Source organism: Dapis brunnea BLCC-M229, from assembly GCF_050015995.1.
GTDB lineage: Bacteria > Cyanobacteriota > Cyanobacteriia > Cyanobacteriales > Microcoleaceae > Trichodesmium.
In genome coordinates this window covers 42290-56455 of the sequence record NZ_JBNHEP010000298.1, presented here as the reverse complement: position 1 = coordinate 56455, position 14166 = coordinate 42290, and the positions used below count along the sequence as shown (strand labels likewise).

General features: G+C 36.4%; 11 protein-coding genes. 4 read left to right on the top strand and 7 right to left on the bottom strand.

Features of this window, described 5'->3' with window-relative positions; translation table 11 throughout:
* Positions 1-218 precede the first annotated feature (218 nt).
* Positions 219-2927 (top strand): ABC transporter substrate-binding protein, encoded by a 2709-nt coding sequence (locus ACP6PM_RS34680; RefSeq protein ID WP_426580960.1) that lies wholly within the window; start codon positions 219-221, stop codon positions 2925-2927.
* A 105-nt stretch (positions 2928-3032) separates the two neighbouring features.
* Here ACP6PM_RS34680 and ACP6PM_RS34675 read toward each other — a convergent pair whose 3' ends face one another.
* The 4 genes from ACP6PM_RS34675 to ACP6PM_RS34660 form a co-directional block, all read right to left on the bottom strand.
* Entirely contained in the window at positions 3033-3638 is a 606-nt protein-coding gene (locus ACP6PM_RS34675; RefSeq protein WP_426580962.1) for a hypothetical protein, read from the bottom strand.
* A gap of 248 nt (positions 3639-3886) precedes the next feature.
* Positions 3887-4789 (bottom strand): hypothetical protein, encoded by a 903-nt coding sequence (locus ACP6PM_RS34670; RefSeq protein WP_426580963.1) that lies wholly within the window; start codon positions 4787-4789, stop codon positions 3887-3889.
* Between the two features lie 382 nt (positions 4790-5171).
* Positions 5172-5303 carry a peptidoglycan-binding domain-containing protein gene (locus ACP6PM_RS34665; RefSeq protein WP_426580965.1) on the bottom strand — a complete coding sequence of 44 codons (132 nt, stop codon included), beginning with the start codon at positions 5301-5303 and terminating at the stop codon, positions 5172-5174.
* Complete coding sequence (locus tag ACP6PM_RS34660) at positions 5297-5626, bottom strand: peptidoglycan-binding domain-containing protein (protein ID WP_426591414.1); 330 nt, start codon at positions 5624-5626, stop codon at positions 5297-5299. Before ACP6PM_RS34660 ends, ACP6PM_RS34665 begins: the two co-directional genes overlap by 7 nt.
* A gap of 805 nt (positions 5627-6431) precedes the next feature.
* Here ACP6PM_RS34660 and ACP6PM_RS34655 point away from each other — a divergent pair.
* Positions 6432-7103 (top strand): ABC transporter substrate-binding protein, encoded by a 672-nt coding sequence (locus ACP6PM_RS34655; protein WP_426591417.1) that lies wholly within the window; start codon positions 6432-6434, stop codon positions 7101-7103.
* Between the two features lie 395 nt (positions 7104-7498).
* Positions 7499-8863 (top strand): DUF1800 domain-containing protein, encoded by a 1365-nt coding sequence (locus ACP6PM_RS34650; protein ID WP_426591413.1) that lies wholly within the window; start codon positions 7499-7501, stop codon positions 8861-8863.
* A 668-nt stretch (positions 8864-9531) separates the two neighbouring features.
* Here the strand turns inward: ACP6PM_RS34650 and ACP6PM_RS34645 are convergent.
* Together ACP6PM_RS34645 and ACP6PM_RS34640 are read right to left on the bottom strand one after the other, a co-directional pair.
* Positions 9532-9975, bottom strand: coding sequence for a DUF4332 domain-containing protein (locus ACP6PM_RS34645; protein ID WP_426591412.1), 444 nt, complete (start codon positions 9973-9975; stop codon positions 9532-9534).
* An 806-nt stretch (positions 9976-10781) separates the two neighbouring features.
* Positions 10782-11429, bottom strand: a complete 648-nt coding sequence (locus ACP6PM_RS34640) for a peroxiredoxin-like family protein (protein ID WP_426591411.1) — start codon at positions 11427-11429, stop codon at positions 10782-10784.
* Between the two features lie 577 nt (positions 11430-12006).
* On the opposite strand from ACP6PM_RS34640, the gene ACP6PM_RS34635 reads away from it, so the two are divergent.
* The gene (locus ACP6PM_RS34635) at positions 12007-12219 is read left to right on the top strand and encodes a hypothetical protein (RefSeq protein ID WP_426591410.1); all 213 of its coding nucleotides are present in this window, start codon (positions 12007-12009) and stop codon (positions 12217-12219) included.
* 47 nt (positions 12220-12266) lie between these two features.
* On the opposite strand, the gene ACP6PM_RS34630 is transcribed toward ACP6PM_RS34635, so the two are convergent.
* Positions 12267-13367, bottom strand: coding sequence for an aldo/keto reductase (locus ACP6PM_RS34630; RefSeq protein WP_426591409.1), 1101 nt, complete (start codon positions 13365-13367; stop codon positions 12267-12269).
* Positions 13368-14166: the final 799 nt, after the last annotated feature.

Here is a 14166-nt window from a genome sequence, read left to right as displayed (position 1 = left end):
CCCTACTACAAACAAACAAAAGGTTTGACAATATAATATCTATTTTAGGGCTAAAACCCTACTACAAACAAACAAAAGGTTTGACAATATAATATCTTTGTGGCATTGAGATTCAGTGTTGGGTTTCGTATCCTCAACCCAACCTACAAAGAGCAAATTTTTGGAGATGTCTATTGAAATGAATATAATATTAAAACCAAAGCAATAAATTAATAATAATGCATAGACAAGTTGTTATCAAAATCGAAGAAGGCAGTTTTGAATTAGGTTTTCCTGTTTCCCTGGAGTTTTGGCAAGATGGTAGTATCATTGCCACAGAACGCAAGTGTCCTCAATTGCCCCCTAACCCAGATTTTCCTATAGTTTATGATGAATGGAGAAAGATTTATATTGAGTTGGGAGGACACCGACGAGGGATACATATACCAGATGGGCAAACTACCAACATCTCCAGTTTAGAAGGCTGTCAAAATGCCACTCTAACCCTAGAATCTAATGTCAGAAATTGGTTGGGGCAACCTATCTTTGGAGCTATAACAGCGCGAATTATAGGAGAACTTCAATACAGAACTACAAATGAATCAGTACGAGTTATAATCGATACATCAAATCCTTATCTGCGTAAGTTATCCTGGGATTGTTGGGATTTATTTGAGAAATCATATTTTTTACCCCAGGCAGAATTTTCCCTTTTATCTAAGCATAATCGACCAACAGAAACCTTGGAGAAACCGATTCACATTCTAGCAATTTTTGGCAGCGATGAAGGAGGATTAAAACTGCAAGAGGATCGGGAACTGATTGAGAACTTAAATATACATGGAGCAAGTATTACCTCTATTCCAGGGAGAGCAAATTCTCTGACTCCTCAAGAACTATTTGATACTCTTTGGCTCGGAAATTGGGATATTATTTTTTATGCTGGGCACAGTTCTGGTCAGACTATTCATGTCGATCATGCCTTAAATTTATCAATCGATCTTTTGAGAGAAGCTTTGAGGAGAAATGCTCCTAGAGTCAAGCTGGCAATTTTTAATTCCTGTGATGGACTGGGTATTGCTGAATATTTAGCTGATTTTAATATTCCCCATTTGATTGTGATGCGAGAACCTGTTCCGGATTTAGTGGCACGGCGTTTTTTAAAATATTTCCTGGAAGAATTTACTCAAGGGCAACCTCTCCACACCTCCGTTAGAAAAGCACGGAGACGTTTGCAACAACTGGAAATTGCTATTCCCAATGAATTGTTTTATCCAAGAGCATCTAGACTGCCTGTACTCATCCAAAATCCTGCTACACCTGAACTATATTGGTCTCTACCTGAACCTGAACCTGAACCTGAACCTCCAATAAAACCCAAGCACATAATTCTGTTTTTCTTGACGACCGTTGGTGTTTTGGGAATTTGTCGTTGGTTTTATCCTCAACCTGAAACCCTTGGAGATAACATCAGTAAAGGTGAGGAAATTCTGATAAAACTATTTCAACCACGAGACAAACAAAGGGGTGTGGATGCAGTTGCCCAATGCCAAAAACCATTGAATCATTTTCTACCTATTTGGAATAGTCATATTCGGCAAAAGTGGAATGATTGTTTTGTCACCAAAAAAAGTTATCAGGAGGCAGCTCAAAATCTTCAGCAAAGTTGGAAGACGGAACGAAGAGACCCAGAAACTTTAATTTATCTCAATAATACTCTTTTAGAAGCGACGGGTGTTGATTACTATACTATTGCAGTTGTGGTTCCAGTTTTACAAGATGAAACGGGGAATGTGAGTAATGTAGAACTCGCTGAAGAAATCTTGCGGGGAGTAGCTCAAGCGCAAATGGAAGCTAACTTGAATTTATTTTATCAGGCAAAATCCTCTAATTTCACTTTACCAGATGCAAATTTTCTAGACTTGAAAAGCTTGAATGGAAAAGGTTTAAAAGTTATCATTGCTAATGATGCTAACTTAGAGACTCAAGCGCAGAAGGTTGCCCAAACCCTGGTCAAACGGTCAGATATTTTAGGTGTTATTGCTTCTTGGACCAGTGATATGACGATGGCAACTGTAGATATATATAACCGAAATCAATTAGTATCAGTTTCTCCTGGTGCAAGCACATCTGAACTCACAGAACCACCTAGACCATTTTTCTTCCGAGTTGTCACAACTAATCATCTGCGAGCAGAAGCAATGGTTGATGTCTTGATGAATAAAATTAATCAAAATAGAGCTACAATTTTTTATAATCCTGCTAGTCCCTATTCTAGTGATTACAAAAAACATTTTAAACAAAAACTCTCAGAAAAAGGAGGATATGTTATTGATTTATTTGATATTTCTCAGCCTAATTTTAATGCTAAAAATGCTATCCAAAAAGTCAGAAAATATGGTAAATCAGCTATTGTTCTCATCCCAGATGGGCAAGTGACTAATGCTCTAGTTAATGCTCTGAAAATCATCGAAGAAAATGATGGTCAAAACTGGATAATTGGTGATTCGTCAATTTACAGTCCCAAAACCCTGAAATTCTCTCAACCAGAACTCTTGGAAAAACTGATGATCACCGTTAACTGGCATCCCCTAAGCAATCCAAAATCCTATTTTTCTCAGACCACTGAGCAGCTTTGGGGAGGGTCTGTTAGTAACCGTACAGCTTTGAGCTATGACGCAGCTCAGGTTCTCCTTGAAGGGATTCGGCAACAACCTACCCGCTTAGGAATTCAGAAGATATTAGCAGATAAAAATTTCAACTTTGAGGGGGTAACAGGACAAATTGAATTTAAACCAGGGACTGGCGATCGTAAAGAACAATCTATTGAGTTAGTTAAGGTTGTTCCTTGTCCAACGAGTCAGGAGTACAGTTTTACATTTATTCCTGTGAAGTTTTCAACACCTGAAGATGCAGGGTTGAACTGTTCTATTTCTGTCGATTTCTGACTCCTAATACCAACAGGAATTACGCCAAGACACATATATAGCCTTTAGCACTTGAAGCAATTGCTTCAAGTTAATCTTAATTCTCATTCCTAATTTATTTAGTATTTAGTTAGACCTCTCATATCGCTTATTCCAGGGTCCAAGTATTCCTAAAACTTGATTTCCATCCCATATTACTGTAGCAGTAGTATGACCATGATCAAAGTACGGACAATCTTTCCCAACTTTAAGTATTTCTCTATGTTTTGTTGCGTGAAGTGTCCAGGTTATACCAAGACGATTTTTCCATTGAAGTGTGTTATCATCGATCCGACTAATAGTCACATAATGCCAATCGTTTTTTCCACCAGAATGATACAAATGATTTTCATAGTTTCCCACAATTGAATTGACAACCGAATCAGTACCAACCTTTTCCATCAAGCGGTTCAAGATTACATATCCTTGTGGGTTGACAACAGTCAGGCGGATAATTGATGGATTTTTAGGGCGGTGAGCAATAATATATTTGTGATTTCCGTTTTTAAAGGTATAAGTATAGCCTTTGTTATTCCCTTTAATATCAGGATTTTTCAAAGTTATAAAAGCACCACTTTTTCTAGATTTAGCTTCATAAGTATAGTTTCTGAACTCATCTAATTTCAGCAAAACAACCGAATTTTCCCTATTATCCATGAAAGCTCCAGTTGGACGGACAAAATCGGTAGGCATTGCAGAAGCACTATGAGAATTTCAGGTAATATCTGCGATCGCAGGAACAGATAAACCAATAATAGATGCAAGAGCAATAGCTTTGATGTTCATATTTTTATCTTCCTTTAAGTATTTTGTCAGTTTGTTTTGTTTCCTATCAAACCCAGACAGGAAAATAATTACCAGCGTTTAAATTAGTAATAGCTATAATTCTTACAGAACGAGATATTTAGGGATTTTTTTTAAGCCATAAAGCGACAGGTATATTACTTCTGATCCGAGGCTTTATTATTATTCGTCGCGACATCTACCGGCCTATGGGATTTTTCAAGTTTGTTTAAAAACTTTTTACTTTGAGACAAAAAGACAGTCCCAGTACCTACTAATCCTATTTTATCCATGTTTTCTATTATCCACTTCCAGTTTTTTTTCCAAAAAGCATAAGGCTCAACTGTCACATCTATGTCTAACTCATAAGTCTTTAACTGAAAACTTTCTTGTGACTGATTATCAGTATTAAAACGAGCATAAACCACTAGATAAAGAGTGATATCTTCACCTGCTTCTTTTGCTGTCACACTCCAAACCCATTCAGCTGAACCAGCTTCTGGTAGGGCTTGCTTTCCATCTACGGGATATAGTGGTTTTACTTCAATGTGTTCACCCTCACTTTTTAAAGTTGCCTTCATAAAGTGGCTTATCATTATTTCAGCAGTATCAGAGTTCGATTCAAGATACTCTGATAAATTAGATTCTAAATTTCGAGAGATTCTTAATTTAACTTCTTCAGTATCACCTACCTTCATTTTTTCAGGTGGTTTATTCAGACGAACAAATCCACTTGAAAGATTATCAAAGGCTCTTTTTAAAGCTATTTTTGACAATTCATCAGCACCAAGTCTTGGAGTCTGTCTTGGACTAATTCCAGGCATATCAGGGATAGGCTCTGCTTGAGATGCTGGACTTTGTGATGTAATAGGAGATGATTCTGATAATATTTTTCCTACTCCTACCTCCTTTAAGGCTTCAGGAGTTGGTACGGCTTCAGGAGTTGGTAAGAATTCAGCAGTGTTTTTATGATGTTTAAAATACCAACCAGTAGAAATAAGTACCAATATTCCTATAAGAAAAGAAATTGAGAATTTAGTTGAGATATTTTTTCTTATCATATACAATATTATCCAGAATCCTAATGTTTAGTGCCAACTAATCTTATAATTCTTGTTTGGCAAAACTTTTAATTCCTTACCTAGAAAAGTATGCTATTCCTTTCATCAACTATTTTTAATAAATAGTGAAGACTGAAATCGAGTAAATTCCTTATCTAGTTTGTGATTACAGGGCAGTTGGCACTTAATTACAGTTACCCTAGTTTTACGCCTTTAAGAATGGCAGAAATATTGAGGCGTTTCGGCTGTCGCCGACATGTTTGCGGAGCATTCCGTCAGGAAAAGGCGGAGCAAGTGCGACAGCTATATCGCCTAAATTAGTAGACGCTATGTATAGCGCCCTAGCGTAAGTCCTGATTAGTTTTGATTAGTGAATTCAACTCTAAACATCGATCAATTCTAATCGTTCCCAAGTTTGGGGACCAACAATTCCATCTACAGTTAAACCAGAGGATTTTTGGAAATTCTTCACAGCTTCTTCTGTTGCTACACCAAATATTCCATCAACTACCAAAGAACCAAATCCAATACCATTTTTAACCGTCTTTGTAGATATTCTACATCTTCTCTAGTGCTACCAAAATACAGAGTAGCGCGGACAATTGTATCTACTACTGCCCAAGTTTGGGAACCCACAATTCCATCCGCAGTTAAACCATAGTATTTTTGAAAAGCTATGACAGCTTCCTTTGTAAGATTACCAAATATTCCATCAACTACTAACCTATTATTAGCAACAGTGACATTCAAAACTTTTTGTAAATCTTTCACATCTTCACCAGTGCTACCAAGGGATATAGTAGGACGAGTAGTAGTTGTTTGAGTTGCAGTAAACATAATTTTCTCCTTGTTTTTTGAATTGAGCAGGACTTACGCATTAACGCTATATATAGAGCATTAATTGGTCTTTTTCAAGATAGACCTACTATATTTAGATTCTTTGTGTAAGTCCTGCTCTATATTTTTATCATCTCCTAGTTTTTGGGGAAGTGGGAAAATGTGCATGAGTTATCACAATTAACTTTTTATTGTGGGTGGAGGTGAATTTTCTTACACAATTAACTTTTTATTGTGGGTGGAGGTGAATTTTCTTACACATTGAGCACTCAGGGGTCACATTCTGCCATAACAATAGTTTTGTGAGGAGATATGGTTTAATATTTGAACTTTCACCTATCTGGACTTTAGGAAAAAACAGGTTAAAAATAAGGTCAAACCTTTATACTGTAATGTTTTTACCTGAAATTAAACATTTTCTTGATATATCTAGGTTTCAGCTATTTTAAGCAAGTTCAGGTATTTCCCTTGCTAATACTGGGTTTGAAGCCATTTACACTGTAAAAAATCAAAAAGTCCAGCTATTTAAAAAGAATCAATCCTTTAATTCGACTTTACCTGGTGCAGATTTTCTAAACTCGAAAAACTTGAATGGAAAAGGTTTAAAAGTTATCATTGCTAATGATGCTAATTTTGAGGAGAAAGCAAAGAATGTTGCCAATACAATAGTCAAACGATCAGAGATTCTGGGTGTTATAGCGCTACGCGCTAGGGAATAGGGAATAGGGAATAGGGAATAGGGAATAGTAAAGTGTCAAAGGGTTTCAGGATGTATCAATGTCCTAACCTTAATGCGTAGCGCTATATTGCTTCTTGGACCAGTGAGATGACGATGGCAACTGTAGATATATATAACCAAAATCAATTAGTATCAGTTTCTCCTGGTGCGGCCACATCTGAACTCACAGACCAACCTCGACCATTTTTCTTCCGAGTTGTCACAACTAATCATCTGCGAGCAGAAGCAATGGTTGATGTCTTGATGAATAAAATTAATCAAAATAGAGCTACAATTTTTTATAATCCTGCTAGTCCCTATTCTAGTGATTACAAAAAACGATTTAAAGAAAAATTCCTAGAAAAAGGAGGATACATCGTTGATTCAGTTAATATTTCTCAGTCTAATTTTAATGCTAAAAGTGCCATCCAAAAAGTTAGAAACTCTGAGAAATTAGCAATTGTTTTAATTCCAGATGGTCAAGTGAGTGATGCTCTAGTTAATGCTCTAGAAGTGATCAAAAAAAATAGTGGTCAAAACTGGATAGTTGGTGATTCGTCAATTTACAGTCCCAAAACCCTGAAGATTGGTCAACCCCAAATCTTGGAAAAACTGATTGTCACCGTTAACTGGCATCATTTGAACAATCCCAAAGATAATTTTGCTAAGACTGCTAAAGAATTTTGGAGAGGTCCTGTTAGCGATCGTACAGCTTTGAGTTATGATGCTGCTCAGGTGCTAATCAAAGGAATTGAGTGAGGAAAATGGGGAAAAACATCGTCGGGAAATTAAGAAGATATTGGCAGGTAAAAATTTCCGCGTTGACGGGTAACAGGAGAAATTACATTTCAACCGGGGACTGGCGATCGCAAAAAACACCCCCTGGAGTTAATTAAGGTTGTTCGTTGTGATAATCAAGTGTTTAACTTCGTATTTATTCCTGAGAAGTATTCAACTCCTGAAGATGCAGGGTTAAATTGTTTGAGTTCTAACTAATATTATTTTCTGAATAATAAGTGATAAAAAAGTATATGGTTTGTAGTAGGGCTTTAGCCCTAAGTATAGATAGGGCTAAAGCCCTACTACAAGCTGTAATTATAACTATTTAAAAAGAGATATTAATTTATATAATTACTCAAACTCTGATAAAAATTATGACTGATACTAAAATTTTACACCTAATTAATCGTCTTAGTTTCGGACCAACTCCTGGGCAAATTGAAAAGATTAAAAATATTGGTGTCGAAACTTATATTCAATCTCAACTAAAACCTAATTATATTCCCTATCCAAAAGTATTAACTCAAAAGCTAAAATATCTAGATACATTACCCCTAAATCCCAGTGAAATAATCACAGAATTACAACGACTTCAACAACATGGAAAAAAATTAAAATTAGACCGGATAGGATTAAATAGAATTAAAGGACGTTTTGAACAAAAAATATTTTTACAAGCTACTAAAGGTCGTTTTTTACGAATATTAGAAAGTCCGCGTCATTTAGAAGAAGTGATGGTAGATTTTTGGTACAATCACTTTAATGTTTTTGGTCGTCAAGGACTCAATCGTTTATATTTTAGCTCTTACGAACAGCAGGCAATTAGACCTCATGCTTTGGGAAAGTTTAGAGACTTATTAGGTGCTACTGCTCATCATCCAGCGATGTTAATTTATTTAGATAATTGGCGGAGTCATAGAGGTAGAATAAATGAAAATTATGCGAGAGAATTATTAGAATTACATACTTTAGGTGTGGATGGAGGTTATAGTCAAGATGATGTGATTGCTTTAGCAAAGATTTTTACTGGTTGGGGTCTACCTCCTAATAACAAAAGAGCCGAAGATCCAGATGGATTTTATTTTGATGAAAAACGTCACGAACCAGGAGATAAAATTTTTCTCGGACAAACAATTAAAGAAAATGGCATGGCTGAAGGTGAAACAGCTTTAGATATTTTGGCTAGTCATCCTTCAACAGCTAAACATATTAGTTATAAATTAGCTCAAACTTTTGTTTCAGACCAACCATCAGAGTCTTTAGTAAAAATTTTAGTTCAGAGTTTTTCGGATAGTGAGGGAGATATTTCTGTGCTACTAAATACTCTCTTCAACAGTTCAGAATTTTGGCAGCCATATGTGCATAATTCTAAGTTTAAAAATCCTTATCGGTTTGTGGCTTCTGCCATGAGAGCTATTGGTAATGAGGTTGATAATTTTCGACCTATTAATGGGATTTTAGACCAATTAGGAATGCCTCTTTATGGTTGTGTTACTCCGGACGGTTATAAAAATACAAAAGAAGCATGGTTAGATTCAGATACGATGATTCGACGCAGTAGTTTAGCCATACCTTTATCTGGTGGTTTGCTGGGTCGGGGTAAACCTATTAGTGCAGAAAAATTAATGGCTACTTTGGGTAATAATTTTTCTGCTCAAACTCGTGCAGTAATTGATAAAAGTTCTGCCGATTTAAGGGCAGCTTTAATTTTTGGTAGTCCTGAGTTTATGAGATATTGAAATATAGTGCTAGGGAATAGGGAATAGGGAACAGGGAACAGTAGACTATCAAAGGGTTTCAATATTTAGAAATGTCCGCGCCCTTTGCTTCAACTGCTATAAAGTCAAAAGTCAAAAGTTAAAAGTAAAAAAAGCGGAAATACATTTACAGGAGATTTCAAGTATATGAAGTACAAATATTAACAATTAAATCTTTCTAGTGCGGGCATCTTGCCGACTTCAGGATGTACCTTACCAATGAAATTACCAATGAAATAAAGTCAAAAGTTAAAAGTAAGAAAAGCTTTCAATAATGAATAATGAATAATGAATAATTAATAATTACCTCTCCTTGAAAACGGATAGGATTGACTAATCATGAAAATTTTTATTTATCAAAATCATAAGGGTCTAAAACCCCGCCTTTTAAGGCGAAATATTTTTGGAGCGGGGCTTAAATCCCCGTTACAAAAATCACTGTCTTGAGTGTGTCTTACATTCTGGAGGGGCTGTGTGCGGAAGTAATTCCGCACAGTAGGCGCCCCGTAGGAGACCTCAAAATTACACACTCGCTTCTGACTTCTGACTTCTGACTTCTGACTTCGTTAATATCCCCTTAAAAGGGGAGGCTTTAAACCAAAATTTTTCGGTAAGTTTTTTCCTGATTTTCAAACTTCTTCCTTTTTCCTTTACCCTTGATATGATGATAAAAATTTAGCTTGTTGAATCCATTCTTGAACTAAATCTACCGTCGGACAAAGGTCGCGACGTTGCATAGTTGATACCTGTAATTTGAGGATTTGTTGGTGCAATCTATGAACGGGTATTTGAGCTAATTGGGTAACTGAAGCAATACCAGCATGAAGCACAAGTCCACAGTATTGACAACTAACAGTAGGAACTCTAGCTAAGTCTGCTAATGCCACCCATTTCTTGACATATTGAGGATGAATTTGTAGTTGACTTGCTAGGATTAATTTTTGTTGGGGACTGTGAGTTATTTCTAGTAGTTTTCTAGTAGTGGTAATTCCATATTCTATTAGTAAAGTTTGGTGTTGTTTGCTTAAACCTGGTAATTTTTCAATTGACCAATTTTGAGATTTGATTGAGGGAATTTTTGGCAATTTTTTCATGTTTCCTCATATCTAAATTTACGCTATTACCGAATAATTAATAATTATTAATTAAATAATTCAGGTTAAAAGCCTCTTCTTTCAAGGGAAAAAGCGGTCGTTTGCGGAGCATGACCTTAGAATGGGATGGCGAGGTTTCTCGCTCTTACAGAGCTGCTCCGAAGTGCGCCATATCCAATCACCAATGCGAGAAAAGTGCTAGGATATTTCTTTATATTCAATTCCGTTGCGGTTTTAACCAGAGGTAATTATCCATTATCCATTAATGAAATACTTAGTATATTGTTGTGAGTAATTATCCAGCCATCTTGATAATTAAGATATTTTTAACAGTTTCATAGTAAATATATTTCACAGACATAATTTTGAGGACATTTTGTTAATTTCCAGCATTTCTATACATACATTGATAGTTTCATAGCAAATCCGGTTACTCAAGATATTTAATCTTTTCCTTTGTGTCAAATCCGCTTAATTCCGTATAAAAAAATGTTTCATCTTCAGCCATTAGTAAATCTTTCTAAATTCTCTTCTCTCCAGACTCCTGACTCCTGACTCTTAATTAACTATTCTTATATACCAATGCTACTGGATTTGATATTATGGGTTTAATACACCATCGTCTACAAAGTGTCTACAATTGGTTAGGGCTATAAGAGATGGAGCAGCTTGCTGAAGGCTATACCCATACTCTTTTCCCAAAAATAAAGTTAAACTATTCTACAATTTTATCTGAAAAAGTAGGGGATAACAGTCATTTGCCCCTACTTTAATCCCTCTATCTAATTAAAGCAATCTCTATGGTACTATTTGACTTTTTTTAACACATTAATAATCTCTTCTGGGTCGAGGCGTTTTGTATAATCTGGGTCTACAAAAGCATGAATAACTGTACCATCGGTAGCAATTACATAAGTTCCAGGAATTGGTAATTCAAAACTTTCATCACCGTTATAAGCAGGTAAGTCAATACCAAAATTTTGATAAATTGGGCGTAATTCTTCGGGAACCTGAAAGACTAAACCAAATTCTTTAGCTACTTGATTTCCCAAATCGCTTAATACTTGAAAAGTTAGCTCGTTTTTTTCTGTTGTGGAAAGAGAATTATCTGGAGTTTCTGGAGAAATTGCGATTAATTTTGCTCCTAATTCTGTGATTTGTGGTAGATATTTTTGTAAACCTCTTAATTCCATGTTGCAGTAAGGACACCATCCTCCACGATAGAAGGAAATTACTACAGGATTTTCTGCAAGTAATGATTTTAATTCTACTGTTTTACCTACTGCATTTTGCAAGCTAAACTCAGGAACTTTTTCTCCTACTTTTAAGCTGTTGTTAACAATTCCAGAATCAGCTAAGTCAACTACAGCTTTATTCATTTTTGCTTTTGCATCTTCTGGTAGTTTTCCTTCTATTTCGGTTTGAAGTTGTTGTAAGTTTTCGGTTAAGTTCATAGTATTTGCTATTTGTTTTGAATTTTAATTCCAATTAAGATAAGACTTACGCAGGAACCGGGTTGATCGACCAAACTTCGTGAGAGCGAAAAACAATAATCAGGGCAATAAACTTGGTTTCTTGTTTGGGTGCGTAAATCCTGTAAGACAAAATGTGGATTTTACATTAATTATATCAAAAGTCGTCTGCTTAAGAGCAAGGCTTTAAACCGAAATTTTCGGTAAAATCTAGAATCTAAAAAAAATACTATATAGCACTACCCAAATAGGTCGCAGACATTTATATACCGGTTTTCACAAAGGTAGACTACAGAAACAAGAGAGGTATGTTTAAAGTTTTATAAGTTAGAGACTTGATAGTTGTATTCTATGTTAATGAAAATCGCTATAACTGCTCAAACTTACTCAGGAATTACTTGTGACTTCCAACTTCTGATATCAAATCCGCTCGGGTTCGGTATAAAAAATGTTCCATAAAAAACCATTGCCAAATCTTTCTTTATAGCGCTACTTGAATCGGGAATAGGGAACACTTAACTGGGAACAGTTGACTATCAAAAGGTTTCAGGATTTAGAAATGTCCGCGCCCTATTTGCGTAGTGCTATATCTCCCCACACTCCCGACTCTCCCCACACTCCCGACTCTCCCCACACTCCCGACTCTCCCCATACTCCCCACACTCCCCACACTCCCCATCTCCCCATCTCCCCATCTCCCCACACTCCCCACACTCCCCACACTCCCCACACTCTTTATCTAATTAAACCAATACTACCGGATTTGATATGACTTACCCGTAGCGCTACAGAGCGATCGCCAAGCAACATTTCCTGAAATCAACTTATCAACTGAGCAAAGTAGGCAGCATCTAAGGTCGGAATGCTGGTTAATGTAAGATTTTCTGCCACATGGTTAGGAGATTTCATCCCCACTAGAGCGGAGCATAAACCAGGAACGCTGCGGGTAAATTGGAGAGCGCGTACCGCATCTGTTGCCAGGTTTTCGCCAAGAGCGGTCATAATTTTTTGAGGAAGTTGCTTGAGGTTTTTAGCTTGAGCAATGGAAGCACTGGCGATCGCATTGATTCCTAGTTGGTTTGCTGCGGTAATAGCGGGTAAAATTTTGCCATCTACAAGTTGAGTAGGAGTAATAATTGCTTCTGTCATTGCTAAGTTAACTGGTAGTTGGATGAATTGGAAGCGATCGCCTGTTGCACCTGCTATTTGTTGCGCAATAGATTTCGCTTTGGCTAAGTCAATGTGTTTTGCATCTGTTGGTGGCACTCGAAAACCTTGCCAAGTAGCTATTCCATAAGCAGTTATTTTGCCAGTATCAGCAGCTTTTTCTAGCACTGAAAAAACTGCTTTGAGACGGCGATAAAATTCATCCGCAGGAATAATTCCTAATTGAATTTCTGGATTATGTAAGTAATAAATATCAATAGTCTCTATACCCAAATTTATTAAGCTGCGTTCTAGTTGGTCTTGAATATATTCTGGGTGCATACAGTGAACTCCCGCCACCATATCTGTTGCTTGAATATTAAATTTAGGGTTGTCTATGTATTCTCGTTTAAACCACTCTTCTTTTTGTCGGTTAGGAATAAAACCACCTTTAGAACAAATGATTAATTCTTCTCGCGATACGGTTTTTGATTCTATTAATTTAAGTAGAGCTGCTTTGACACTAATTTCGCCGTGCTGAGACCGATAATTTATGGCAGTATCTATTAAATTTATCCCGTTTTTTACGGATTTAATAATTGCTTCTGTGACTAAATTATCTGTTGCTGCATCTGATGAACCTAGATATGTACCGATACCTATTGAACTGGCAGTAAAGTTATTAAATTCTCGGAAGTGTTCGGGCGGACATTCTGTTTGATGAAGTTGAGCATAAGACTTGGTTTTTGTTGTTGTAGCTTTTCCGGAAATCACTTTTTTGCTCCTAATTTTTTGGTTCAGAAATTTAGATATTTGATTCCTATTTTATAAAGTAATGACAGAATAGTAAAGGTAATTCAATAATTAATAATTAATAATTAACAATTAATAATTACCTCTTCTGATAACGGATAGGATTGGCTAAAAGGATTTTTTTCTTCTCTTGGTCGATTGGAATATGGTGAGGTAACCCATCCATCCCATCCTAGGTCATGCTCCGCAAATGACCGCTCTGTTGGTCGATGGATATGGCGTTTTGCTACGCGACATGAAAAGCGGAGCGGCTTTGTAAGAGCGGGAGACCTCGCCATCCCATCCTAGGTCATGCTCCGCTTTCCGACCGCTTTTTATCGATGAATGGAGAGGCTTTATACCTTAATTTTTCGGTAAGAAGCAAGAAGTTTTAAGTACCAGAAATAAAGTTAGCTTGAAATTAGGAGGAATCAGAATTCAGCCAGGGTTTAGGGAAATGTACTTTATAGAGTTATTTTACTTTGAATTTTTCCTACCTACTTCTAAATAAAGAAGAAAAAAGAGAAACAATGATAGACATAGGTAGGATAACAGGATTGGAGCACCTCCTTGAGGATATATAGCAATCCTATTTAAATTGTAATATTTTGGTGGTAGGGGCGAATGGCCATTCGCCTGTACAGTTAGGAGTCAGGAGTCAGGTTGTCCTTCATTTTCATTGCTGAGGTACTAATCGCTTATAGCTGAATCTTTACTAAGGATTTGGAGACAAAACCTCTACTAACTTCTGATTTAGGAATCATAATTAATTTGTTAGAAA

Coding starts and splice junctions, on each gene's coding strand:
- ACP6PM_RS34680 (WP_426580960.1), top strand. CDS start 219: ATGCATAGACAAGTTGTTATCAAAATCGAAGAAGGCAGTTTTGAATTA.
- ACP6PM_RS34675 (WP_426580962.1), bottom strand. CDS start 3,638: ATGCCTACCGATTTTGTCCGTCCAACTGGAGCTTTCATGGATAATAGG.
- ACP6PM_RS34670 (WP_426580963.1), bottom strand. CDS start 4,789: ATGATAAGAAAAAATATCTCAACTAAATTCTCAATTTCTTTTCTTATA.
- ACP6PM_RS34660 (WP_426591414.1), bottom strand. CDS start 5,626: ATGTTTACTGCAACTCAAACAACTACTACTCGTCCTACTATATCCCTT.
- ACP6PM_RS34650 (WP_426591413.1), top strand. CDS start 7,499: ATGACTGATACTAAAATTTTACACCTAATTAATCGTCTTAGTTTCGGA.
- ACP6PM_RS34645 (WP_426591412.1), bottom strand. CDS start 9,975: ATGAAAAAATTGCCAAAAATTCCCTCAATCAAATCTCAAAATTGGTCA.
- ACP6PM_RS34640 (WP_426591411.1), bottom strand. CDS start 11,429: ATGAACTTAACCGAAAACTTACAACAACTTCAAACCGAAATAGAAGGA.
- ACP6PM_RS34635 (WP_426591410.1), top strand. CDS start 12,007: ATGTCCGCGCCCTATTTGCGTAGTGCTATATCTCCCCACACTCCCGAC.